Raw genomic sequence first — 24,972 nt, 5'->3', positions numbered from 1 at the left:
GACTGGCCCGCCCCGAAATGGTCTTAGACGCCGGTGGCGGGAATGCCGGTGCGCTCGACAGGGCGCGGGGCGGTCAGTTCCTTCCACTTGGACAGGGCTTTGTTGACGGTCGCATTGGGTTCACGTGCGACGAATTCACCATGCCCTTCCTTGGCTTTCAAGTCACCGTTATCGACAGCTACATATCCGCGGGTCAGAACGTAGCGGGGCAGGCCTTTGACCTCGATCCCTTCGAAGACGTTATAGTCGATGGCCGAGGCCTGCGTGCCCGCGCTGATGGTCTTGGTTTTCTCGGGGTCCATGACGATCAGGTCCGCATCCGCGCCCACCAGAACGGCGCCCTTTTTCGGATAGCAGTTCAGGATTTTCGCAATGTTGGTCGAGGTGACGGCCACGAATTCGTTCATGGTGATCCGGCCGGTGTTCACACCATAGGTCCACAGGACAGGCAGGCGATCCTCTAGCCCGCCAGTGCCGTTCGGGATTTTCGAGAAATCACCAACGCCAAAGCGTTTCTGATCGGTGGTAAAGGCGCAGTGGTCGGTCGCCACGCAGGACAGGGTGCCCGACGCCAGACCGGCCCACAGGCTGTCCTGATGCTGTTTGTTGCGGAAGGGGGGCGACATCACGCGGCGGGCGGCATGGTCCCAATCGGGATTAAAGTATTCGCTTTCATCCAGAACAAGATGCTGGATCAGCGGCTCGCCCCACACACGTTTGCCCTGCATTTTGGCGCGGCGGATGGCTTCGTGGGCCTCTTCGCACGACGTATGCACGACGTACAGAGGCGCCCCCGCCATATCGGCGATCATGATGGCGCGGTTGGTGGCCTCGCCCTCAACCTGCGGGGGGCGGGAATAGGCGTGGGCCTCTGGGCCGGTGTTGCCCTCGGCCAGCAGTTTGGCGGTCAGTTCGGCGACCACATCGCCATTCTCGGCGTGAACCAAGGGGGTCGCCCCCAATTCAGCGCAGCGTTTGAAGCTGGCGTAAAGCTCGTCATCGTTCACCATCAGCGCGCCCTTGTAGGCCATGAAGTGCTTGAAGGTGTTGATGCCCTTTTCGGTGATGGCCTTCATCTCGTCAAAGACCTGCTCGCTCCACCATGTGATCGCCATGTGGTAGCTGTAATCGCAGGCCGCCTGAGAGGACTTGTTGTCCCACAGTTGCAGGGCGTCCAGCAGGCTCTGACCGGGCGAGGGCAGGGCGAAATCGACGACCATTGTGGTGCCGCCCGCCAGCGCGGCGCGGGTGCCGCTGGCAAAGTCATCCGCCGAATAGGTGCCCATGAAGGGCATTTCCAGATGGGTGTGGGGGTCGATCCCGCCGGGCATCACATAGCAGCCGCTGGCGTCCAGAACCTCGTCCCCGCTCAGGTCGGGGCCAATCTCGATGATCTTGCCCCCGTCGATTTTCACATCTGCCTTGTAGGTCAGATCGGCGGTGACAACGGTGCCGCCCTTGATGACTGTAGTCATTGGTATCTCCCTGTTCTGGATTGGGCGCGGGCTGATCCGTCCGCACCCATCCAGTGCAGAGAGGTCAGCCCAATTCGCCGGTAATGTATTGGGCGCGACCAAAGCCAAAGCTCCAGTCGGCCTGAGTGTTCTCGAAGATCGAGATCATGAGGTTTTTCGGATCGAGCCCGCAAACATCCTGCAGTTTCGCTGCCAGTTGATCGTAAAAGGCCAACTTGGCCTCTTGGGCGCGGGGCGAGGTAAAGACCTGCACCAGCACCTGCTCGGACGGGTCCCGTTCGAAGCCAAGGCCCGTGTCCTCGAGGATCATCTGGCCGGGTTTGTGCTCGGACACGATCTGATAGCGGTCGCGCTGAGGCACGCCAAAGACGTCGACCACCACCTGATGCGCCGCGTCCAGCATGGTGCGGGTGGCTTCGGGGCTGCGGCCTTCCTGAACGAAAAAGCGAATGAGGGGCATATCCGGTCCTTTCCAAAATCGACTGGTCAAATTCCGCCGCGCCGTGTTTGGGTGCGGGGGCTTCTTTCCAGAGATAGGCGATCGGATCTTTCATAGAACGCTCAATGTTGCAGTCTGATCTTGCGGAAATGCCTGTGCGCGGTGGGGTATTTCACTCCTGAATTTGCGCGGTTTCCAGTGCGGCGTGTAGCAGGACGTCGGTTCCGGCGGCGGCCCATTCGGGGCTGATCTCTTCGGCCTCGTTGTGTGACAGGCCGTCCACGCAGGGGCACATGATCATCGCGGTGGGGGCAACATCGTTGATCCAGCAGGCGTCGTGACCCGCACCGGACACGATGTCCATGTGGGAATATCCCAGAGTTTCTGCCGCGTTACGGATCGACGTGACCAAACCTTCGTCAAAGGCGGGCGGGTCGAATTGGCCGACAACTTCGGTCTCCAGACCAACCCCGATCTCTTCGCACAGCTTCGGCGCCTTCTCGTAAAATTCCGCGAGCATCGTCTCGATAATTTCGGGCAGGTGCGAACGCAGATCCACGGTGAACACGACCTTGCCCGGAATGATGTTGCGCGAGTTCGGGTATACGTCGATATGCCCGATGGCGCCGACCGCGTTGGGCTGATGCTTCATGGCAATCTCGTGGACCAGTTCGGTGATCCGCGCCAATCCACGCCCCGCATTCTTGCGCATGGGCATGGGGGTGGAGCCTGTGTGGCTTTCCTTGCCGGTCACGGTGCACTGGATCCAGCGCAGGCCCTGACCGTGAGTAACCACGCCGATATCCTTGCCCTCGGCCTCCAGAATGGGGCCCTGTTCAATGTGCAGCTCCAGCATGGCGTGCATCTTGCGGGCGCCAACGGGTTCGTCGCCCTTCCAGCCGATCCGCTCTAACTCGTCGCCATAGCGCTTGCCCTTGGCATCCACGCGGTCATAGGCCCAGTCCTGATCATGGATGCCCGCAAACACGCCCGAGGCCAGCATGGCGGGGGCAAAGCGCGTGCCTTCTTCGTTCGACCAGTTGGCGATGACGATGGGGTGCTTGGTCTTGATATCCAGATCGTTCATGGTCCGGACTGCCTCCAAAGCGCCCAAAACGCCGAGAACGCCGTCATATTTGCCACCCGTAGGCTGGGTGTCCAAGTGGCTGCCCATATACACAGGCAGGGCGTCAGGATCGGTGCCGGGACGCGTCATGAACATGTTGCCCATGGTGTCCACGCCCATGGTCATCCCCGCGGCTTCACACCATTTCTGGAACAAGGCGCGGCCCTCGGCGTCCTCGTCGGTCAAGGTCTGGCGGTTGCAGCCCCCCGCGATTCCGGGGCCGATCTTGGCCATCTCCATGAGGCTGTCCCACAGCCGTTCCTTGTTGATTTTCAGGTTCTCTCCGGCGGCGACCATCGGTGGTGTCCTTCCCTTTTGGCGGGGCAGGGCCCGCCGCATCTGCAATCTGTTTGCCCCTATGGGGGCGGTCCGTCCGGTCGGCCCCGCATCAGGACCAGCCAAGGAGAATTGCCCTATTGGAATGATCATTTGACCATCCGGTCAATTCCTTTGTTGCATTCCTGTCGTAAAATGCACGCGCCCCAGTTTCCCCAGAAGGGCGCGCCGGTGGTTGCATGAAATTTGTGCAGTCCAGCAGGCGCGCCCGACCGGGAGAACACGGGTCACTCGGCGGCGGTGGCCATCGGGTTGTTCGGGTGCGTGGTCCAGTTGCCATAGTCGGCGGGCACGGGCTTGCCGGTGCGTTCGTCCATCTGGCCGGCGGGGACTTGCTCCATGGTGATGCAGTTCTCGACGGGGCAGACGTTGACGCACAGGTTGCAGGCTACGCATTCGTCGTCCTTGACCTCGAACACGCGGTCGGCGGACATGCTGATCGCTTGGTGGCTGGTGTCCTCGCAGGCGGCATAGCAGCGGCCGCATTTGATGCAGTCGTCCTGACTGATCCGCGCCTTGGCGACGTAGTTCAGGTTCAGGTACTGCCAGTCGGTGACGTTGGGCACGGCCGAGCCGATGAAGTCCGACGTTTTGGTGTAGCCCTTTTCGTCCATCCACTGGGACAGGCCGCTGATCATCTCTTGCACGACCTTGAAGCCATAGGTCATGGCTGCCGTGCAGACCTGCACGTTGCCAGCCCCCAGCACCATGTATTCCGCCGCATCGCGCCAGGTGGTGATGCCGCCGATGCCGCTGATGGGCAGGCCGTGGGTGGCGGGGTTGCGAGCGATCTCGGCTACCATGTTCAGGGCGATGGGTTTCACCGCAGGGCCGCAATAGCCCCCATGGGTGCCCTTGCCGTCGATGGTGGGCTCTGGGGCCATGCTGTCCAGGTTCACCGAGGTGATCGAGTTGATCGTGTTGATCAGCGACACCGCATCCGCGCCGCCGCGTTTCGCGGCCTCGGCGGGGTAGAGGATGTTTGTGATGTTGGGCGTCAGCTTGACGATCACCGGCAGATCGGTGGCCTCTTTGCACCAGCGGGCGACCATTTCGATGTATTCGGGGACCTGACCCACGGCGCTGCCCATGCCGCGTTCGGCCATCCCGTGGGGGCATCCGAAGTTCAGCTCGAACCCATCACAGCCGGTTTCCGCAATGCGGGGCAGGATGTCCTTCCACGCCTTTTCCTCGCACGGGACCATGACCGAGGCGATGAGCGCGCGATCGGGGTAATCCTTTTTCACGCGGGTCATTTCCTCGAGGTTCACCTCGAGCGGCCGGTCGGTGATCAGTTCGATGTTGTTCAGACCCAGTAGGCGACGGTCTGCCCCGTGGATCGCGCCATAGCGGGGGCCGTTCACGTTGACCACGGGCGGGCCTTCGGTGCCGAGGGTCTTCCACACGACACCGCCCCAACCGGCCTCAAAGGCGCGGCGGACGTTGTATTCCTTGTCCGTGGGCGGGGCCGAGGCCAGCCAGAACGGGTTGGGCGAGGTTATGCCAAGAAAGGTTGTGGTAAGATCGGCCATCACTTGCCTCCCATCAGAACGGTGTGGATGTTCATTGCGGCGTCGCGCCCTTCGGCGACGGCGGTCACGGTCAGGTCATCCCCGCCGGTCGCGCAATCGCCCCCAGCCCAAACACCCTTGGCCGAGGTATGGCCGTTTTCGTCCACCTTGATCTTGCCACCCTCGAGCGTGACAGCCTCGGGGGCGCCGGACAGGGACTGCCCGATGGCGCTGAACAGCTGATCCGCAGGCAGGGTAAAGGTCTCGTCCGTCACCACCAGTTTGCCGTTCTGGGTGTCGGTATAGGCTAGGGTCACGCCGGTCAGGCTGCCATTGCCGGTCACGCCCACGGGGGCCACATTACAAAGGATGCGCACGCCGCTGGCCTTGGCCAGATCCTGCTCGAACTCCGAGGCCGCCATGGCCTGCTGGCCGCGGCGATAGGCGATGGTCACCTCTTCGGCCCCCAGCAGTTTGGCCTGCACACCGGCGTCGATCGCGGTCATGCCGCCACCGATCACCACCACGCGCCGGCCCACAGGAACAGAGCCGAGATCGCTGGCCTGCCGCAGTCCGGCGATGAAGTCCACGGCGTTCATCACGCCCGATTTGTCTTCTCCCAGACCCAAGGCATTCACGCCCGCCAAGCCCATCCCAAGGAACACGGCGTCAAAATCCTCTCGCAATCCGTCCAGAGTGATCTGGTCCCCCAGTTTCTGACCGTTGCGCACCTCGATCCCGCCGATCTCCAGCAGCCACGCGACCTCTTTCTGGGCAAAACCGTCGGTCGATTTATAGGCCGCGATCCCGTATTCGTTCAGACCACCCGCCTTCGGGCGCGCATCAAAGACCACGACCTGATGGCCCAGCATCGCCAATCGGTGCGCCGCCGAGAGACCGGCAGGCCCCGCGCCAACTACAGCCACGCTGAAACCGGTTTCCTCGGCGCGGGCAAAGGGGTGCGCCCGATCCAGCATCCGGTCGGTGGCATAGCGCTGCAGCTGCCCGATCTCGACCGGCTGGCCCTCGGCGGTGTTTCGCACGCAGGCCTCTTCGCACAGGGTCTCGGTGGGGCAGACGCGGGCACACATCCCGCCAAGGATGTTCTGGGTGAAAATGGTTTTCGCCGCGGCCTCGGCGGTGCCGGTGCTGATCTGGCGGATGAACAGGGGGATGTCGATGCTGGTGGGGCACGCGGTCATGCAGGGTGCATCATGGCAGAAATAGCAGCGATCTGCCGCCACCTTGGCCTCGTGGGCATCCAGTGGCGCATGCAGATCACAGAAATTCTCCTGGAGCACCGGTCCCGCAAGCCTCCCTGCTGCGATCCCGTTTTCTCTGGGGGTCGTGGTCATGTTTTCCTCGCTGTCGGTCTTTTGATTTCATGGAACCGCAATTCTGACCATTTGGTCAATTTTTATTTTGCGCGAGGTGCAAAGAAAAAGGGCGCTGCCCGTATTTTGGGCGCGCCCTTGTCCGAAAACCTGTATTCGTTGGGGTTACCGGCGGGGGGAAACCCGCCCCTGCATCAACTTTCGCGCCGTCCGCAGGGTGCCCGCGCCGGTCACAGCGCCCGTTGCATCGGTGCGGATCAATACTTCGGCGGCCCCGCTGGGATGTTCGATGGCATAGCGCCCATCTTCTGGAGACACCGCCATGTCATAGGCAACGCTGCCCTCCATCGTGCAGGCACTGGCCACGCTGACGGCGGCAAAGACGCCGATGCTTGAATGACACCGATGGGGAATAAAGCTGCGGGTGTTCACCGCACCGCCGCTCTGGGCAGGGGAAATCAAGGTCATCTTCGGCACCGACTTCTCGCGCACATCGCCAAGGTTCATCAGCGGCCCCACGGCCAGCCGGATCGCCTCGATCCGCTCTTTCAGCGTGGTGTCCGCCTCCAGCTCTGCAGGGCTCTCGTCCCCGCGCAGCCCCAGGTCCACTGCCCGCATCAACACCACAGGCATCCCGTTGTCGATCAGAGTGCACGCCACCCCCTCGACCACATCGCACACCTGCCCCGAGGGCAGCAGCGCCCCACACATGGACCCCGCGATATTGGTGAACATCAGCTCGATCGGCGCGGCCGTCCCCGGCACCCCGTCAATCGCCGCATCCCCGTCATAGCGCACCACCCCACCGGGGGTTTGAACGCGGGCCACAGCCACTTCGCCGGTGTTTAGCATGTGGATGCGCACCTCGGTCACATCCCCATTAGCGCGCACCAAGCCCATCTCGATCGCCGCTGGCCCCACGCCCGCCAGAATATTCCCGCAGGCCTGCGCATCCGACACCAGCGCCTGATCCACAAACACCTGCAAAAACAGGTAATCCACATCCGCATCTTCACGGCTCGATGGCCCCAGCAGTGCCACCTTGGACGCCAAAGGATCAGCCCCGCCAACTCCGTCGATCTGCCGCGGATCAGGGCTGCCCATCAGGCGCAGCAACAGGTCATCCCGCGCCGCCACGTCACCCGGCAAATCCGCCAGACGCATATAAAGCCCCTTGGACGTGCCCCCACGCATCCAGATCGCCTCGATCCCGTCCATCACATGCTCCATGCCCTTGCTTTCTTTTTTGCCAAAAATACTCCGGGGGTGAATTGCCGCCCCCAAAGGCGGCAAGAGGGGGCAGCGCCCCCTCAACCCGTCAGATATATTTCAGACCTTTTTCAGCCAGACGCGGCCGCATGTCATAGATGTCGAGCCCCAACTCGCCCGCCGCCAGACGGACGCGCTTGGCTTCTTCGGCGGCCAGACGTTTGCGGGTGGCTTCCAGAACCACCTCGGCATCCTCGCGGCGCACCACACAGACGCCATCGTCATCGGCCAGCACTATGTCGCCCGCATTGATGGCCTGACCAGCGCACACGATCGGAACGTTCACCGACCCCAAGGTCTCTTTCACCGTGCCTTGGGCCGACACAGCCTTGGACCAGACGGGGAAGTTCATTTCCTTCAGGTCGCGGATATCGCGGACACCGGCGTCGATGATCAGCCCGCGGCAGCCACGGGCCTGCGCGCTGGTCGCCAGAAGGTCCCCGAAATAGCCGTTGTCGCAGGGGCTGGTCGGTGCCAGCACCAGCACGTCACCGGCTTGAAGCTGCTCGATCGCCACATGGATCATCCAGTTGTCCCCCGGCGCGGCCGAGATCGTGACCGCGCTGCCCGCGATCCGGGCCCCCGCGTAGATCGGGCGCATGTAGCTGGCCAGACAGCCGGTGCGGCCCGCGCTTTCGTGGACGGTTGCAACGCCCGCTGCGCCAAGTTCGTCGATCACAGCCTGATCGGCGCGTTCAATGTTCTGAACGACGACATTTGCCATAATTGTGTCCCCCTTAGTGCTCGACCGGCGGTGTGCCGTGGGTGTGGAAGCTCTCGATCGTTTTCAGACCCCATGCCTGACCCTTCTTGCGGTCGGTCTCGGTCCAGACGATGGGCTTCCAGTCGGGGGCGGTGATCAGGCGGGCGCCAGAGTTCGCCAGCTCCACGCGGTTGCCCGCAGGCTCCCAGACATAGAGGAAGAACGTCCCCTGAATGGCATGCTTGTGGGGGCCGGTCTCGATATGGACACCGTTCTGAAGGAAGATGTCAGCGGCGCGCAGGATGTCCTCGCGCTGGTCGGTGGCATAGGTCACGTGGTGCAGACGGGCGTTGCCGCCGCCGTGCTCTTCTGTGCAGGCCAGATCGTAGGTTTTGTTGTTCACGGTGAACCAGCAGCCACCGATGCGGCCGTTGTCCAGCTGGATATACTCGGTCACGCGGCTGCCAAGGCAGGTCTCCATGAAACGGCGGAACTCGGTCACGTCGCTGGACAGCAGGTTCAGGTGGTCGATGCGGCGGGGCGCGGCGCCGGTGAAGGACGACGCGGTGTTCTTCAGGGCTGCCTTTTCGGCCTCTTCCTGCGCTTCGTACCAGTTGGTCTCGTAATAGACCTCGAAGATATGGCCAAAGGGGTCTTCGAACCGGAAGGCGCGGCCGTGGCTGTCATCGCCATCAATCCAGCCGTGCACCTTGTAGCCCGACGCCTGAATGGCGGCGACGCGGCGCTCCAGCGCCCCGGGCGAGGCACAGCGATACCCGATGTGGGCCACACCGGTGGTATCGCTGCGCGTCAGTTTCAACGAGCAGTACTCGTAATCGTCCCAAGCACGGAGGTATGCCGAGTTCTCGTCCTGCCCCGAAAGCTTCAGCCCGTAAACGCGGGTAAAGAAATCAAGGCTCTCTTCGAACTTGTTGGTCAGCATTTCCACGTGGCCCAGATGGGCAACGTCAAAACAGGCTTCGGGCATGTCTCTCCTCCTTGGGGACGGGCCGCGCGGTTATTTCATGCGCAGCAGCAGATTGTCTTTCCAGACGAACTGGTGAACCAGCGCGGCCAGAACGTGGATGCCGACCAGCGCCAGCAGCACGTTGGTCAGGATTTCGTGCACTTGGGCGGGGGTGCCGATTTTGCCGAACCATGCCACCGAGCCAGAGATCGGCAGGATGATCAGCAGGGCGTAGATGCCGTAGTGCACAGCTTTGGATGCCAGCTTGGCGCGGTCAGGGGTGCCCTCGGGCTCTTCGGGCACACCGTGGCTGCGGCGCAGGCTCAGGCGCCAGAGGGCAGCCAGCAGAACCAGAACGCCGATGGCCAAGTGGATCACGACGGTGGTGGTCCAGGCGTCCTGACCTTCCATCAGCTGGTGAAAGGGCCGGCCCATCCCGTCAAAGAACAGGTATTGCAGGGCCAGCAGGATCACGACAGCCCAATGCAGGCGCTTCTGCATCGGGGAATAGGCGGTAACAGCAGGGAGGGAAGTGTCCATGTCTCAAATCCTTTGAGGGGTAATTCACACGGCCCTTTGTCGCCTGAGTCGCCGCCTATGGTCGATCACAATTCGTCGACGGTGCGCGGGAAGATCGACTGGAAGCCCTCGGCGTACTTGCAATCGCGACCGCCGGACATGCCGCCCGAGTTGCGCTTGAAGTGGTTGGCGCGCTGTTGGGCCACACTGGTGTAGTAGTCCCACAGGTGGACCTGACCGTTCATGTGCTCCATCGCGGCGCGCTTTTTGTCCCAGACAGGGGTGATGTCGAGGAACGTGTCCGGTTTCCAGCCCATCTGCTCGGTCTGGTGGGGTTCAAAGAGGTACAGCTGCGGTGCCCCCAGAACCTTTTCACCGGGGTTGTGGCCCCACGCCTGCGCGATCATCCGGCACTCCAGCGCCACCTGAGTGGTGTACATGTGGTCGGTGTTATAGGGGTCGTATTGGCTGTGGCTCAGCATGAAGCTGGGCTGGACCTTGCGGATCAGGTTGACAAGATCGGTCTTGTTGTCGCGCGACAGCTCCAGCGGGTAATCCCCCAGATCAAAGCACACCAGATCGTGGACACCCAGCGCCTTGGCGGCTTCTTCGGCCTCGCCACGGCGGATGGCTTTGACTTCGTCCAGCGACTTGCCTTCTTTCCACAGACGGGCGCTTTCGCCGCGCTCGCCAAAGGACAGGCAGGCCACGGTCACGTTATAGCCCATCTCGGCATGCAGGGCGATGGCACCGCCGCAGCGCCAGACGAAATCTGCGGCGTGGGCGCTGATCACCAGCGCGGTTTTCTTGTCGGACATGGGATCCTCCTCGGGGTCGTTGGCGCTGAGATGGCGTCGAACCGGCGGGCAAAGCAATTCAGAAAGATCGCATTCGGCATAAGATACTGCTATACCACATTGCGATAGGCCGGCATTTCACCCAAAACCCCGCTGAAACCAAGGATAGCCCTATGATCGGATCAAACCTGCGCCATTTGCGCGTGTTTCTGGCGGTTGCGGACACCCGCAGCGTGACTCAGGCTGCCGATAGATCGCTGGTCAGCCAGCCCGCCGTGACGCAAGCACTGGCCAAGCTGGAGCTTGAGGCAGGGGCCCCGTTGTTTCTGCGGATGCCAAATGGCTTCTTCCTGACCGACATGGGCCGTTGCCTCGAGGCGCGGGTGCGGCGGGCGATGGGAATGCTGGATGGGGCGCTGGCGGATATCTCGGCCCGTCTGGTGCTGACGGCCACGCGGGCGCAGCTGGTGTCGCTGGTCGCAGCGCACGAGGCCCAGAACTTCTCGCTCGCGGCGCGGCAACTGGGGGTGGCGCAGCCCACCGTCCACCGCGCCATCAGCCTGCTCGAGAAAGAGGCCGGTCGGTCCCTGTTCCAGCGCAGCCCCGTGGGGATCACCCCGACGCGCCTGTGTACCCAGCTGGTGCGGACCACCCGTCTGGCGCTGGTGGAACTGGATCAGGCCCGCGTGGAGCTGGCCGAAATGCAGGGGCAAGAGGTCGGTAAGGTCGTGATCGGCGCGATGCCTTTGTCGCGGTCGCACGTGCTGCCCAAGGCGCTGGCCCTGTTCCGTCAGTCCCGCCCGAACATCACCGTGGATGTGCTGGACGGCCCCTATGACACCTTGCTGTCGGGGCTGCGGATCGGGGATATCGACTTCCTCATCGGGGCGATGCGGGACCCTTTGCCGATTGACGATGTGGTGCAGGAGACCCTGTTCGACGACACGCTGGTCATGCTGGCGGGGGCGGGGCATCCGCTGCTCGGGCGGCCTCTGGATCTGGCGGCGCTGGGGGATTACCCGTGGCTGGTCGCCCGCCAAGGCACCCCGACCCGAGCCCAGTTCGAGGCCCTGTTCGCCGCGCAGGGCAGGGCGCTGCCCCCCGGCCTGATCGAGACGGGTTCAGTTATTCTTATGCGTGAAATGGTGCAAGACGGGCACCATCTGGCCTGTATTTCCGGCAGTCAGGCGATGCCCGAACTGACCCGCGGCTTTGTCCATGCCTTGCAGTTCGACTGGCCCGAGTCGCGCCGTCATATCGGCCTGACTTATCGGGAAAACTGGCGCCCCACTGCGGCACAAGATCAGTTTTTACAGGCCCTTCGCCAAGTGTCTAAGGCGTGATCCCTTCACGTCTTTTTGAGGCTGTTATATGCGCTTCTTATGACCAAAGGTGCGCTTCTTATTAGAGCCTGAGAGCATGATGTCCTACTTCGGCGGCACTGGGGGCGGCCGGAGATCCGCCCCGCTACCGGGAGGACATCATGTATATCCGTAAACTTATCGCCGCTGGCGCTCTGGCCGCCGCAGCTGTCTCGACCCAGGCTCAGGCAAACGAACTGAAGTTCGCCAACTTCATGCCCGCCGGTCACCCTTATGTTGCCAGCACCTTCCAGCCCTTGGCCGATGCGATTGCCGCAGGCACCAACGGCGACGTCACCGTGAAAATCTACAGCGGCGGCGAGCTGGGTGCAGGCCCCGTTGAGCAATACAACCGCGTGGTCGATGGCGTGGCCGAACTGGCCGTCAGCCTGCCCGGTTACACCGCCTCGCAATTCCCGCTGACCCTGCTGTCCGAGCTGCCCGGTGTTCTGACCGAAGCCAACGGCACCGAGACTATCTGGAACAACGTCGACCTGCTGGGTTCCGAATACCGCCGCACCCATCTGGTCGCCCTGTGGTCCAGCGCCGAGAACGTGCTCTTCACCCGTGACAAAGCCGTCCACACCCCCGAGGATATCGCCGGTCTGAAGATCCGCGTCCCCTCGCGCAACACCGGCCTTCTGGTCGAGGCATGGGGCGCGTCGCCCGTGTCGATGCCCGTGTCGGAAATCTATAACGCCCTGCAAACCGGCGTGATCGACGGCGCAATGATCGACGGCACCGCCGTTGGCGCGTTCAAGCTGGGTGAGGTCGCGAACTTTATCACCGTTGGCATGGACACTACCATTTCGCCGTTCTTCATCCTGATGAACCGTGACGCCTATGGTGATCTGAGCGACGACCAGAAAGCCGCTGTAGACGCCGCCGGTAAGGCCGCATCGCTGAACGGTCAGGCCAGCCAGCTGGCCGGCGCCGCCAAAGGCATCGAGGGCTTTGCCACCACCGAAGGAAAAGAGGTCATCCACCTGACCGACGCCGAAGCAGCGGCCTTTGACGCATTGTCGGCTCCGGTTGTTCAGGCCGTTGTCGGTGAAACCGGCGGTGACGCTGCCGCGATCGTCGAAGCCCTGTCGAAGTAATGTCGATGGACCAACATAAATCCCCGGTCTGGTTGGAGGCATCCAACCGGGCCACCCTCGTACTGGCGGCGATTTCGGGCGTCCTGCTTCTGGGTATGCTTGTTCTGGTCTTCGTTGCTGTTTTTGCCCGCTACATCTTTGGCACGCCGATTTTGGGCGTGAACGAAGTGGTCCAGTTGACCTCGGTCGGGGTTGTGATGCTGGCGCTGCCCTTTGCGACCGCGATCCGTTCGCATGTCAGCGTCGACGTTCTGGACAATGCCATCGGACCCGTCGGCCGTTTCGTCGGCGATGTCCAAAGCCGCATCCTGTCGTCGCTGGTGCTGTCGGTGCTGGTGCACCGCTCGTGGCTCAAGGCGCTGGATGCCTATGAATTTACCGATACCACCAACATGCTGGGTCTGCCGATCTGGCCGTTCTATGGCGCGATTGCTGCGGGCATGGCGCTGTGTGTGGTGGTTCTGCTTCTGCAATTGGTCGCCATTCTGACCGGAAAGCTGCGCCTATGACCCCTTTGGTAATCGGATTGATCGGGATCGCCTGCCTGTTCGGCCTGATGATACTGCGGACCCCTGTGGCCTTTGCGATGCTGATCGTCGGCTTTGGCGGTCTGTACGTTCTGGAAGGCAGCCGCGCTGCGGGTGGTGTGCTCTTGATCGAAAGCTACGGCGCGGTGTCGAACTATTCGCTGATCGTCGTGCCGATGTTCATTCTGCTGGGGAACGTGTCCTCGGCGGCCGGGTTCAGCCGCGCGCTCTATGATGCGGCGTTTGCTTGGGTGGGGCGCTTCCGTGGCGGTCTGGCCAGCGCGTCCGTTCTGGGCTGCGCGGTATTCTCGGCTGTGTCGGGATCGTCTGTGGCGACCGCTGTAACCATCGGCAAGGTCGCTCTGCCCGAGATGAAGCGTCTGGGCTATGGCGATGGTCTGGCGACCGGCGCGGTAGCGGCTGGCGGCACTCTGGGCTTCTTGATCCCACCATCCACCGGTTTCGTGCTGTACGCGATCCTGACCGAGGAGTCCGTGGGCAAACTGTTCATGGCCGGTATTCTGCCCGGCCTACTGCTGATGTTCCTGTTCATGGGGACCGTCTGGCTGATCTCGGTCTTTGATCCGGCGGCGGGCCCGCGCGGCGATGACGTCGCGCTGCGCGACCGGATGGTGCTGTTGGGGCGTGCCGCTCCGCTCCTCAGCATCATCGGGGTGTCGATCGGAGGCATCTATGCGGGGATCTTTACGCCCGTCGAGGCCAGCGCCATCGGGGCCGGTCTGGTGATCCTGCTGGCCTTTGCCAAGCGCGCGATCAACTTTGCCGCCTTCCGCGGCGCAGTGGTCGAGACGATTAGCACCTCGGCCATGCTGTATATGGTGGTGATCGGGGCGAACGTGCTGAACCCGTTTCTGGCCGTGACCCACATCCCCGAAGTTCTGGGGAACACGCTGGTCGGCTTCGGGCTCGGGGCCTATGGCACGCTCTTGATGATCATTCTGGGCTATGTGGTGCTGGGGATGTTCCTCGACGGTCTGTCGATGCTGGTTGTGACCATTCCGATCGTGTTTCCGGTGATCCAGCAGCTTGGCTTTGATCCGATCTGGTTCGGCGTTGTCGCTGTGATCGTGATCGAGATGGGCATGATCACGCCCCCCGTTGGTCTGAACGTCTTTGTGGTCAAAGGGGTGGCCGGTGACGTGCCCATGGCGACCGTGTTCAAAGGGGTGATGCCGTTCCTGTTTGCGATGATCGTCGGCCTGTTGCTGATCATCATCTTCCCGTCGATCGCACTGATCATACCGCAAACGATGTTCGGCTAACGCTCTGACCCAAGCTATACATCGCACTGCGCCCCCGCTGAACATCAGCGTGGGCGTTTTTTTATGCCTCGATTTCGACGGTCCCGATGGGGTGGGAACAACAGGCCAGAATGTAGCCCTCGGCGATGTCCTCTTCGGTGATGCCGCCGTTATGGACCATGTGCACCTCGCCCGACAGTTTGCGGGTCTTGCAGGTGCCGCAAACGCCGAATGTACAGCCTGCGGGGATGTTCTGCCCCGCCTGACGGGCCACCGCCAGAATGGTGTCGGTCTGGGCGCAGGTCTGCCGCTTGCCCGAGATCGAGAACACCACTTCCGATGCCACATCCTCGTCGGGGGTTGCATCTTCGGGCACGTCCTCGGCCTGTTGCAGGGGCGCGTGGAAGCTTTCCTGATGATAGCGCGCCATGTCATAGCCAAGGCCCGCCAGCGCCTCGCGGACGCCGGTCATGAAATCCTCGGGGCCGCAGCAATAAACGTCGCGCTCCAGATAATCAGGCGCCATCAGACCCAGCATCAACTGGTTGAAGCGCCCTTGGTAGCCGGTCCACGGCTCGTACGGGTCCGCGCCGGAAACCACCCATTTCAGGTCGATCCCCTGCACGCGGTTCGCCATATGCTCGAGCCGCCGACGGAAGATGATGTCCGACGGGCGGCGCGCACAGTTCACGAACACGATGTCCAGATCGGGGCCCAAATCATAGAGGTAGGTGGTCATGGACATCATCGGCGTGATGCCCGAACCGGCCGAGATGAACAGCAGCTTTTCCCCGGGCTTGCCCGCGTTGGTGAAGGTCCCCGCAGGGCCGGTCGCCTTGAGCCGCGAGCCGACCTTGAGGTTGTCCATCATCCAGCGCGTCCCGATCGAGCCGTCCTGCACCTTGACCGTCACCGTGATCGACATCGGCCGCGAGGGCGAGGACGAGATCGTGTAGGTCCGGTAAAGCGGCCCCCCCGGCACCGGCAGTTCCAGCGTCAGGAACTGGCCGGGGTCATAGCGGAACAAAGCTCCCGAAGGCGCCTGAAAGCAAAACGTCACCACATTGCGCGTCTCGGCCAGAACCGCGACGCATTCGAGGGGTTCGTTGTCCGTCCAGAACTTGGGCTGATCGGGTAGGGCCATCGGTTACTCCGCTGCCAGTCGGGTGGGTTTCAGCGACCGCTCCAGCGTGTCGGCGTACCAGTCCACGAACTGGGCCACGCCGGTTTCTTCGCGCGGGGAATAGGGGCCGGGTTCGTACATGGGCGAGTTGATGCCCTTTTGGTTGTTCTCGACCACGATACGGTCTTCGTCGTTGGTGTGGTCCCAAACCTCGGTCAGGCGCTTCAGGTCATAGTCCACGCCCTCGACCGCGTCCTTGTGCACCAGCCAGGTGGTGGTGACTTCGGTTTCGGTCGGGCTGACGGGGGTGACGCGGAAGGTCAGCGAATGATCCGGCAGGAAGTGGTTCCAGGTGGTCGGATAGTGGAACTTCAGCAGGGTGCCTGCGTCGGGCAGGCTGACGCGGCCCAAGGGTTTGGTCACGGCGGCCTTGGTGTCCATGGTATAGCTCAGCGCGCCCTCTTGCAGGGGCATACGGGCGAAACGGAACTGCCCATCGTCCGAGATTTTGAACTGCGACGGCGCACCGGCGGCCTCGCAGCGGTCATAGTGGGCCTGCAGGCGCGGGGGAACGCTGCCGTCGGGCAGAATGCCGGCCACATCGGGATCCAAGGGGAAGGACCGGCACAGGGCAGGGTGGTTGCCGCTGCAGTGATAGCACTCGCGGTTGTTTTCCCAGACCAGCTTCCAGTTGCCCTTTTCGATGATGCTCGACACATGGGCGACTTTGGCGTCGGTCAGGTCGTGCACCTCCAGATAGGGGCGGGCCACGGCGGCAAAGGTGTCAAAGTCGGGCGCTTCGGGCGCCAGACAGATATAGACCAGACCGCACAGTTCGCGGCAGTGCACCGGCTTCAGACCGTGCTGGCTGGCGTCGAAATCCGCGCCCATGTCGCGGGCGTACAGCAGCTTGCCGTCCAGCTCGTAGGTCCACTGGTGGTAGGGGCAGACGATTTTCGGAACGTGGCCCGACGCAGCCTTGCACAGCACCGACCCGCGGTGACGGCAAGAGTTGTGCAGCGCGCGGATCACCCCGTCCTGACCACGGATGATGATGACGCTGTAATCCCCCACCGTGTGGACCACATAGCTGCCCGCCTTGGGCAGTTGGGCCGCCGGAATGGCATAGAGCCACTCGCGGTAGAAGATGTTCTTCATATCCAGATCAAAGATCTCGGGAGAGGTGTAAAACGGGCGTTCGAGCGAATATCCCGAGCGGCGGCGTGCCAGCAATTCGGTGATGGAGAAAGAGCCGTCCATGGGAGGAATCCTGTGTGCGGTAAAGCTGTAGAATGGACTGACGATTTTCCGCAAAACCGCCCCGTTGCAACGCTAAAAAATCTTGGCTTGAGATGAATTGAATTCAACCGTACCGTCTGGGTGCCCCTGATAGATCAGGGAAAACCCTTGTGATGGATCAGCCCTTCTATGGCAAAACGCCCCTATGACATGCCCTCGATGACGTCTTTGGCCTGTTTTGAGTCGGCAGCGCGCCATTCCAGCTTCAAACTGGCGGCCTCCGAGCTGAACGTGACCCCCGCCGCAGTCAGTCACCAGATCAAGGCGCTTGAGGTCGATCTGGGCCGCCAGCTGTTCCGCCGCCATCATCGGGGCGTCGAACTGAGCGAAAGCGGTGCCTATTTATTCATCGCCGTGCAGCGCGGGTTCGAGGGGATTTCCGATGCGGTGGGCCAGTTGCGCCTGCGGATGGACCGGACCGATGTGATGGTTCACGCCAGTACGGCGGTCAGTTCCCTGTGGTTGACCCCGCGTCTGGCGGCCTTCTGGAAGCACCACCCAGAGACCACCGTATCCCAGCATGTCAGCGATGATCCCGCCGCCGCCCGCAGCTGTGACCTGAGCATCGAATACGGGCCCCTGCCAGAGGGCGGGCCCGACGCGATCCGACCCCTGTTCAACGGGCGCATCATGGCGCTTGGCAGCCCGCGGTTCCGCGATCAGAACCGGATCGGGGGGCTGGCCGACCTGACCCACGTGCCCCTGATCCATCTGTCCGCCGAGGATCGGGACTGGACCAAGTGGTCCGACTGGTTCGCGGCCCTCGGGCTGGAAATGGGCGAGGGGCGGGGCTTTTCTGTGAACAACTACGTGGTCGCGCTAGAGGCCGCGCAGGACGATATGGGCGCGGTTCTGGGCTGGACCGAGCTGCTGGGGGATCGGCTCGACACCGGCAAACTGGTGCCTCTGGTGCCCCAAGGGATCGACGCGCCGCAGGACTTTTACCTGCGAATCCACCCCGAGGCTTCGACTGCCGCCATCCGCTTGGCCGACTGGCTGACCGCCGCCGTCCAGCGCTGAGCCAAGCCGCAGAATCATCGGGGGTTTCTGGCGGTTTTAACGGGCGTCAGATCGGCCAATGGTGGCCGAAACACAGGCCGCGTGCGCGCCAAAGGACAGTTAGGCGCCCTGAACCAGCCCGCGATGGCCATTGCGCCCCCATCTGCCCGCAATCCACGCCAAACCGCCGCCAACGCGCACCATCCCCCGAAAACGTCAGGAAAAGTTGCCAATTCCGCGCCTCCTGCGCGGGTGCAACCGTCCCGATACCCCTTGCCGCACGCACTGTCATATTCCCGCAAAGCGCCCTCATCCGGTGACCGGCTACACCTAGTGGTATAGGTCAGGCATCCCTTTGCCGTGGGGTGCCTTCGTTGAAAAAAAGATGCGTCGTATATTCGCGCAAACACGTGGTTGCTGTGGGGGGGTATTTGGCCGGTCCCGATGCACTACCTTCTTAAATACGAGGGCTCAGATGCGCTTCACCCTGCGAGCGAAACTTGCGTTAACATTTCTGTCGATCTTCGCCCTGTCGGGCGCATCGGTTGGCTTGGCGCTCTATGACTTCAAAGAGGTGAAGGACGAATTCACCCAGATCATCGATGTCAAACAGGCCGACCTGCAAACCATCAACCTTCTGGCGGAAACCGAAGTCGCCATCCGCGCCAAGGTCGGCGAGGCTCTGGTCGGGCTCGAAGGCACGGGCGAGGAACGGATCAAGGACCTGCGCAAGGAAATCATCGGCCTGTCAGACGATTTCTACCTGAACGTTGCGGACATCACCCGCCGCTCGGAAGAAGACGTTCAGGTCATGTTCCACGAACTGATCGTTCTGCACGACCGCATGGTCCTTGTGAACAAGAACGTCATTTCGCTGGAGCTTAAGGGCGACCCGAACGCGAACATCAAATTCCACGGCGACGCCAAAGCTGCGACCGACCGCGTGATCGAGCAGAGCCTCAAGATCCGCAAAGAGATGGTCGCCGACATGCAGGAGTCGGTGGTTGAATCGAACCTCGTGTACCAGCGTTCGCGCCTGTGGCTGCTGTCGCTGGGTGCGCTGTCGTTGCTGATCGGGACCATCAACGCTGTGATCATCATGAAGTCCATGTCCCGCGGTCTGAACAAAGCCATCAAACTGGCCCGCAACGTGGCCGAAGGGGACCTGCGCGAAACCGCGACCTTCAAGCGCAACGACGAGGTTGGTGATCTGCTGCGGGCCCAGAACGAGATGGTGCAAAAGCTGCGCGAAACCGTGGGCAACGTGGCCTCCGCTGTGCGCAACGTAGCGGCCGGGGCCAACCAGATGGCATCGACCTCAGAATCGCTGGCGACGGACTCGACCACGCAGGCCTCCTCGACCGAGCGCGTCTCGACCGCGATCGAACAGATGTCCGGCAACATCGAGAGCACCTCGGAAAACGCCGGTCTGACCGAAGAGATCGCCACCAAGTCCGCTCGCGACGCCACCCAGTCGGGCAAGGTTGTGGCCGACGCGGTCAAGGCGATGCGCGCCATCGCAGAACGGATCAACGTGGTGCAGGAAATCGCCCGCCAGACCGACCTTCTGGCGCTGAACGCCGCCGTCGAAGCCGCCCGTGCGGGCGAGCATGGCCGCGGGTTTGCCGTGGTGGCCTCCGAGGTGCGCAAGCTGGCCGAGAACAGCCAGAAAGCCGCTTCCGAGATTTCGGCCCTGTCCGCAAACACCGTCCAGTCCGCCGCTGCCGCTGGCAAGATGCTCGAGGATCTGGTGCCTGACATCGAGAAAACCTCGGAACTGGTGACCCAGATCACTATGGCCTCGCGCGAATTGGCGAACGGTTCGCGGGATATCAACCGATCCATTCAGGAGCTGGACAAGATCACCCAGTCCACCAGCTCTGCCTCCGAGGAAATGTCCTCGGCTGCGACCGAGCTGTCCAGTCAGGCCGAGCAGCTGGCCGATACCATCTCGTTCTTCCGTGTGGGCGATGATGATGTGATGGCCGAAGGGGCAAACTGGGTCCGCGCAAACCAAAGCGTGGCCGAGGAACTGGTCGCTGACATCGCGGCTGGCACTCCGTCGGATAATTCGTCGGATACCCGCAGCAAGAAGTCCGAAACCTTCGAATTCAATCTCGGCTGATCTCCGTCCCCCACCCTAGGGGATTGGCCAAGACAGGCAGCGCAGGACCCCCATCCTGCGCTGCCTTAATTTTTGGGGCCTAGCCCGCAGCGGTGACGCGCACAGCGGCGAACTTGAACTCGGGGATTTTGCCATAGGGGTCGAGGGCAGGGTTGGTCAGCACGTTGGCTGCCGCCTCGACATAGGCAAAGGGCACGAACACCATATCGGGCGCCACTGCACGATCCTCACGCGCGAGCAGGGTGATCGTGCCGCGGCGGGTTTCCAGCTTGACCTTGTCGCCGACCTTGACCCCCAGCTTGCGCAGGGTGGACGGGTGGAGCGAGCAGTTCGCCTCTGGCTCGATCGCGTCCAAGACGGTGCTGCGGCGGGTCATCGAGCCGGTGTGCCAATGCTCCAGCTGGCGGCCCGTGGTCATGATCATCGGGTAGTCCGCATCGGGTGCCTCGTCCGGCGCGATCACGTCGGCGGGGGTGAACTTGGCGCGGTTGTTCGCACGGGGGAAGCCATCGCCGAACACAATCGCCTGACCGGGGTCCTCGGGCGACAGAGACGGATAGGTGACTGCGTTCTCGCCCTCTAGGCGGTCCCACGTGATGTTGTCTAGGCTGGGCATACCCTGCTTCATCTCGGCAAAGACCTGACTGGGATGGGTGTAGGTCCAGTCCAGCCCCAGCTTTTGCGCCAAAGCCACGGTGATCGCCCAATCCTCGCGCGCCTCACCCGGAGGCGTGGCCGCCGCACGGCCCATCTGGACCTGACGGTTGGTGTTGGTGACCGTGCCGTTCTTTTCGTAGAAGGCCGCAGCGGGCAGGACCACATCCGCATAGTTCGCCGTTTCGGTCAGGAAGATGTCCTGAACGACCAGACATTCCAGCTTGGCCAGCGCCTCTCGGGCGTGGGTGACGTCGGGGTCGGACATGGCGGGGTTCTCCCCCAGCACATACATCCCCTTGATGTCGCCCGCATGGACGCCATCGAGGATCTCGGTGACCGTCAGACCCTTTTGGTTGCTGAAGTCATCTGTGCCCCAGATCTTGTTGAAATGGCCGCGGATTTTATCGTTGGTCACGTCCTGATAGTCGGGCAGGAACATCGGGATCAGGCCCGCATCGGATGCGCCCTGCACGTTGTTCTGACCGCGCAGGGGGTGCAGACCAGCGCCCGGTTTGCCCACGTTGCCAGTCATCAGGGCCAGCGAAATCAGGCAGCGCGAGTTGTCCGTGCCGTGGATGTGCTGCGACACGCCCATGCCCCAGAAGATCATGCCAGCCTCGGCACCCGCGAAATCACGGGCCACAGCGCGGATCGTCTGTGCGTCGATGCCGCAAATCTCGGCCATCTTTTCGGGGGCAAAGCCAGCGAGGTGCTGCTTCTCTGCCTCCCAGTTTTCGGTGTGCGCGTCGATATAGGACTGATCGTACAGCCCCTCTTCGACGATCACGCACATGATCGCGTTCAGTAGGGCCACGTCGGTGCCGGGGCGGAACTGGACCATGTGGGCCGCGTGCCGCTTCATCGCGGTGCCGCGCGGGTCCATGATGATCAGCTTGCCGCCGCGTTTGGCGAACTGCTTGAAGTAGGTCGCGGCGACGGGGTGGTTCTCGGTCGGGTTCGAGCCGATGACGATCGCCACATCCGCATTCTCGATCTCGTTAAAGGTCGCGGTCACGGCGCCGCTGCCCACGTTCTCCATCAGCGCGGCCACAGAACTGGCGTGGCACAGACGGGTGCAGTGGTCGACGTTGTTGTGGCCAAAGCCCTGACGGATCAGCTTCTGGAACAGATAGGCCTCTTCATTGGTGCATTTGGCGCTACCGAACCCGGCGACGCTGCGGCCCCCGCTGGCATCGCGTAGACCACCAAGGCCGTTCGCGGCGGCATCCAGCGCCTCTTCCCACGTGGCCTCACGGAAGTGGGTAAAGGGGTTGGCGGGGTCCACGGCCATCTCTTTGGGCGCGTTTTCCAGACGGATCAGCGGTTTGGTCAGGCGGTGGGGGTGGTGGATGTAGTCATAGCCAAAGCGGCCCTTGACGCACAGGCGCCCTTCGTTGGCGGGACCGTTGATGCCCTCGACATACCTTACCTTGCCGTCCTTCAGCTTCAGGCTGACCTGACAGCCGACCCCGCAGAAGGGGCAGACTGACTGCACTTCGCTGTCGAAATCGGTGCTGTCGCCCTGCTGGTCCGCGTCCAGAACCGTGGCAGGCATCAGCGCGCCGGTGGGGCAGGCCTGAACGCATTCACCGCAGGCCACGCAAGAACTGGCGCCCATATCGTCGTCCAGATCGAACACAGGATAGGCATCGTGCCCACGGCCGCCCATGCCGATCACGTCGTTCACCTGCACTTCGCGGCAGGCCCGCACGCAAAGGCCGCACTGGATGCAGGCGTCAAGGTTCACGCGCATCGCAACGTGACTGTCGTCGAGCAAAGGAATGCGATCCACGTCGAGCGTCGGGAAACGGCTCTCGGTCACGCCTTGGGCGTCGGCCATTTCCCACAGGTGGCTGCCTGCATCATGAGCCGCCTCACGTTCGGGCTGGTCAGCCAGCAAGAGCTCCATCACCATCGCTCGGGATTTCACGGCGCGCTCGCTGTCGGTCTTGACCTTCATCCCGTTCGAGGGGTTCCGGCAGCAGGACGCGGCCAAGGTCCGCTCGCCGTCAATCTCGACTACGCAGGCGCGGCAGTTGCCATCGGGGCGGTAGCCGGTCTGGGGCTTGTGACACAGGTGAGGTATCGTTTTGCCGTGGCGCTGCGCGACCTCCCAGATGGTTTCGCCATCCACGGCGGTGACTTCCTGCCCGTCGAGGGTAAAGCTGACCTGATCGATGTGGTTGCCGTCCATGATCACACCTCCTCGCTGAAATGTTGAATGACGAGCTTGATAGGGTTGGGCGCTGCTTGGCCTAGGCCGCAGATCGACGCGTCGGTCATGACTTGGCACAGTTCGGTCAGCAATTCGCGGTCCCATGTTTCGGCCTGCATCAGTTTCACGGCCTTTTCGCAGCCGACGCGGCAGGGGGTACACTGGCCGCAGCTTTCGGATTCAAAGAACCGCAGCATGTTCAGGGCGGCATCGCGGGCGCTATCCTGATCCGACAGCACGACCACCGCAGCCGATCCGATGAACGTCCCGTGCGGTTGCAGGGTGTCAAAGTCCAGCGGCACGTGGTCCATATGAGCAGGCAGCAGGCCAGACGAGGGGCCACCGGGCTGATAGGCCTTGAACACATGTCCTTCGGCCATGCCACCGGCGGCGGCGATCACATCGGTGATGGTCGATCCGGCGGGCAGCAGGTAAACGCCCGGAGTGGCGACGCGCCCCGAAACCGAGTAGTTCCGCAGACCCGTGCGTTCGTTGTGCACGGTGGCATTCATGACCTCGGGCCCTTCGCGGCAGATCATGGCGACCCAGTGCAGGGTCTCGACGTTGTGCACCAGCGTGGGGCGGTCAAAGATCCCGACCTGCGCCACATAAGGGGGACGCAGTCGGGGAATGCCGCGCTTGCCTTCGATGCTCTCGATCATCGCGCTTTCTTCGCCGCAGATATAGGCGCCCGCGCCGCGGCGCAGGTCGATGTAGCCTGCGGGGGCGATGCCGGCCTCTTCCAGCGCGGCGATTTCTTTGCGCAGCAGCTTCAGGATCGCGGGGTATTCGTCGCGCATGTAGATAAAGCAAGTGTCCGCCTCGACCGCCCACGCGGCGATCAGCATCCCCTCGAGGAAGATGTGCGGCTCGCGCTCCAGATGCACACGGTCCTTGAAGGTGCCGGGTTCGCCCTCGTCCCCGTTCACGGCCAGATAGCGGGGGCCTTCTTCGGACCGGACAAAGCCCCATTTCTTGCCGGAGGGGAAGCCCGCGCCGCCAAGGCCGCGCAGACCAGCCTCGAGCAACATGTCCTGCACCTGTTCCCAATTGCCGCTTTCCCGCAGCTCGGTCAGTTTGTCGTAGCCGCCGCGGCCACGATAGGACAGCAGGTCCTCATATTCGGGCATCACGGGGCGGAAATCGCCGCCCGCAATCACGGCGTCGATCTTCTCGGGGGTGGCTTGGTGGATATGGCGGTGGCCCAGTTCGACCACAGGCGCAGTGTCGCAGCGGCCCATGCAGGGCGCCCGCAGAACGCGGACCTTGCTGGGGTCCATGCCCGACTCCAGCGCCTCGTAAAGCGCCTCGCTCCCTGCCAGCTCACAGGACAGGGAATCGCAGACGCGGATGGTCAGATCGGGGGGCGGTGTCTCGCCTTCTTTGACCAGATCGAAGTGGGCGTAGAAGCTGGCAACTTCCCAGACCTCGGCCATGGACAGGCGCATTTCCTCGGCCAAAGCGCGCAGATGGGGCGCAGACAAGTGGCGGAAGTGGTCCTGAAGCAGGTGCAGATGCTCGATCAACAGGTCGCGGCGACGGGGGCGGTCCCCCAGCAAATCGCGGACCTCGGCCCATGCTTGTTCATCCAGCGGACGCCCCTTGGTGTGAGCGCGTCCCTTGTTGCCGCTGCGGCCTGACGTCCAGGGGACGTCCTTGTGATCCAGAGCCATCTATTTGCCTTCCCGAAGCCGGTGGGTTTCCAGCGCAAGTGCCCACGAATAGGGGCACGAAATCAACTCTCAAATAATGGGAGTTCCTGTCCGCACACTATCATATCGGCGGCGATATAAAGATGGACACCGACATAAGTGGGCCCTAAATCGAC

At 62.6% G+C, this 24,972-nt stretch carries 20 protein-coding genes; 6 read left to right on the top strand and 14 right to left on the bottom strand.

What is annotated here, in order from left to right; genetic code table 11:
• Positions 1-23 precede the first annotated feature (23 nt).
• The 10 genes from hydA to HJ536_RS11320 all read right to left on the bottom strand — a co-directional run bounded on the left by hydA (position 24) and on the right by HJ536_RS11320 (position 10,497).
• Positions 24-1,475, bottom strand: coding sequence for a dihydropyrimidinase (gene hydA / locus HJ536_RS11365; protein WP_177157784.1), 1,452 nt, complete (start codon positions 1,473-1,475; stop codon positions 24-26).
• 64 nt (positions 1,476-1,539) lie between these two features.
• Complete coding sequence (locus HJ536_RS11360; protein ID WP_177157783.1) at positions 1,540-1,935, bottom strand: tautomerase family protein; 396 nt, start codon at positions 1,933-1,935, stop codon at positions 1,540-1,542.
• 151 nt (positions 1,936-2,086) lie between these two features.
• On the bottom strand, positions 2,087-3,337 hold the full coding sequence (locus tag HJ536_RS11355; protein ID WP_177157782.1) for a Zn-dependent hydrolase: 1,251 nt from the start codon (positions 3,335-3,337) through the stop codon (positions 2,087-2,089).
• A gap of 266 nt (positions 3,338-3,603) precedes the next feature.
• A complete protein-coding gene (preA, locus tag HJ536_RS11350) occupies positions 3,604-4,908 on the bottom strand; it encodes an NAD-dependent dihydropyrimidine dehydrogenase subunit PreA (protein ID WP_177157781.1) in 1,305 nt (434 codons plus the stop codon).
• Complete coding sequence (locus tag HJ536_RS11345) at positions 4,908-6,242, bottom strand: NAD(P)-dependent oxidoreductase (protein WP_177157780.1); 1,335 nt, start codon at positions 6,240-6,242, stop codon at positions 4,908-4,910. The genes preA and HJ536_RS11345 overlap by 1 nt, the downstream gene beginning before the upstream one ends.
• Before the next feature lie 144 nt (positions 6,243-6,386).
• Positions 6,387-7,451 carry a 4-oxalomesaconate tautomerase gene (locus HJ536_RS11340; protein WP_177157779.1) on the bottom strand — a complete coding sequence of 355 codons (1,065 nt, stop codon included), beginning with the start codon at positions 7,449-7,451 and terminating at the stop codon, positions 6,387-6,389.
• 88 nt (positions 7,452-7,539) lie between these two features.
• Positions 7,540-8,214: a 4-carboxy-4-hydroxy-2-oxoadipate aldolase/oxaloacetate decarboxylase gene (locus HJ536_RS11335; protein ID WP_177157778.1), complete on the bottom strand. Its 675-nt coding sequence runs from the start codon at positions 8,212-8,214 to the stop codon at positions 7,540-7,542.
• 13 nt (positions 8,215-8,227) lie between these two features.
• Positions 8,228-9,181 carry a VOC family protein gene (locus tag HJ536_RS11330; protein ID WP_177157777.1) on the bottom strand — a complete coding sequence of 318 codons (954 nt, stop codon included), beginning with the start codon at positions 9,179-9,181 and terminating at the stop codon, positions 8,228-8,230.
• A gap of 30 nt (positions 9,182-9,211) precedes the next feature.
• Positions 9,212-9,700 carry a cytochrome b gene (locus HJ536_RS11325; RefSeq protein WP_177157776.1) on the bottom strand — a complete coding sequence of 163 codons (489 nt, stop codon included), beginning with the start codon at positions 9,698-9,700 and terminating at the stop codon, positions 9,212-9,214.
• A gap of 65 nt (positions 9,701-9,765) precedes the next feature.
• Positions 9,766-10,497, bottom strand: a complete 732-nt coding sequence (locus HJ536_RS11320; RefSeq protein ID WP_177157775.1) for a PIG-L deacetylase family protein — start codon at positions 10,495-10,497, stop codon at positions 9,766-9,768.
• Between the two features lie 152 nt (positions 10,498-10,649).
• On the opposite strand from HJ536_RS11320, the gene HJ536_RS11315 reads away from it, so the two are divergent.
• The 4 genes from HJ536_RS11315 to HJ536_RS11300 all read left to right on the top strand — a co-directional run bounded on the left by HJ536_RS11315 (position 10,650) and on the right by HJ536_RS11300 (position 14,747).
• On the top strand, positions 10,650-11,819 hold the full coding sequence (locus HJ536_RS11315; protein ID WP_177157774.1) for a LysR family transcriptional regulator: 1,170 nt from the start codon (positions 10,650-10,652) through the stop codon (positions 11,817-11,819).
• 140 nt (positions 11,820-11,959) lie between these two features.
• Complete coding sequence (locus HJ536_RS11310; protein ID WP_177157773.1) at positions 11,960-12,937, top strand: TRAP transporter substrate-binding protein; 978 nt, start codon at positions 11,960-11,962, stop codon at positions 12,935-12,937.
• 5 nt (positions 12,938-12,942) lie between these two features.
• Positions 12,943-13,446, top strand: coding sequence for a TRAP transporter small permease (locus HJ536_RS11305; RefSeq protein ID WP_228028412.1), 504 nt, complete (start codon positions 12,943-12,945; stop codon positions 13,444-13,446).
• Positions 13,443-14,747: a TRAP transporter large permease gene (locus HJ536_RS11300; protein WP_176853881.1), complete on the top strand. Its 1,305-nt coding sequence runs from the start codon at positions 13,443-13,445 to the stop codon at positions 14,745-14,747. The genes HJ536_RS11305 and HJ536_RS11300 overlap by 4 nt, the downstream gene beginning before the upstream one ends.
• Before the next feature lie 61 nt (positions 14,748-14,808).
• On the opposite strand, the gene HJ536_RS11295 is transcribed toward HJ536_RS11300, so the two are convergent.
• Positions 14,809-15,870 (bottom strand): FAD-binding oxidoreductase, encoded by a 1,062-nt coding sequence (locus HJ536_RS11295; RefSeq protein ID WP_177157772.1) that lies wholly within the window; start codon positions 15,868-15,870, stop codon positions 14,809-14,811.
• Positions 15,871-15,873: 3 nt separating this feature from the next.
• Positions 15,874-17,109 carry an aromatic ring-hydroxylating oxygenase subunit alpha gene (locus HJ536_RS11290; RefSeq protein WP_177157771.1) on the bottom strand — a complete coding sequence of 412 codons (1,236 nt, stop codon included), beginning with the start codon at positions 17,107-17,109 and terminating at the stop codon, positions 15,874-15,876.
• Between the two features lie 168 nt (positions 17,110-17,277).
• Here HJ536_RS11290 and HJ536_RS11285 point away from each other — a divergent pair, with 168 nt between their 5' ends.
• On the top strand, positions 17,278-18,168 hold the full coding sequence (locus HJ536_RS11285; protein WP_177157770.1) for a LysR substrate-binding domain-containing protein: 891 nt from the start codon (positions 17,278-17,280) through the stop codon (positions 18,166-18,168).
• Positions 18,169-18,622: 454 nt separating this feature from the next.
• Positions 18,623-20,272: a methyl-accepting chemotaxis protein gene (locus tag HJ536_RS11280; protein ID WP_177157769.1), complete on the top strand. Its 1,650-nt coding sequence runs from the start codon at positions 18,623-18,625 to the stop codon at positions 20,270-20,272.
• Between the two features lie 79 nt (positions 20,273-20,351).
• Here HJ536_RS11280 and fdhF read toward each other — a convergent pair whose 3' ends face one another.
• Together fdhF and HJ536_RS11270 are read right to left on the bottom strand one after the other, a co-directional pair.
• On the bottom strand, positions 20,352-23,123 hold the full coding sequence (gene fdhF / locus HJ536_RS11275) for a formate dehydrogenase subunit alpha (RefSeq protein ID WP_177157768.1): 2,772 nt from the start codon (positions 23,121-23,123) through the stop codon (positions 20,352-20,354).
• Between the two features lie 2 nt (positions 23,124-23,125).
• Positions 23,126-24,817 (bottom strand): NAD(P)H-dependent oxidoreductase subunit E, encoded by a 1,692-nt coding sequence (locus HJ536_RS11270; protein WP_177157767.1) that lies wholly within the window; start codon positions 24,815-24,817, stop codon positions 23,126-23,128.
• Positions 24,818-24,972: the final 155 nt, after the last annotated feature.

This window comes from Donghicola mangrovi (assembly GCF_013377535.1).
In the GTDB taxonomy this organism is placed as follows: Bacteria; Pseudomonadota; Alphaproteobacteria; order Rhodobacterales; family Rhodobacteraceae; genus Donghicola; species Donghicola mangrovi.
Note: the sequence above shows the minus strand (reverse complement) of the source record. Positions and strands in the feature narration are given on the sequence as shown.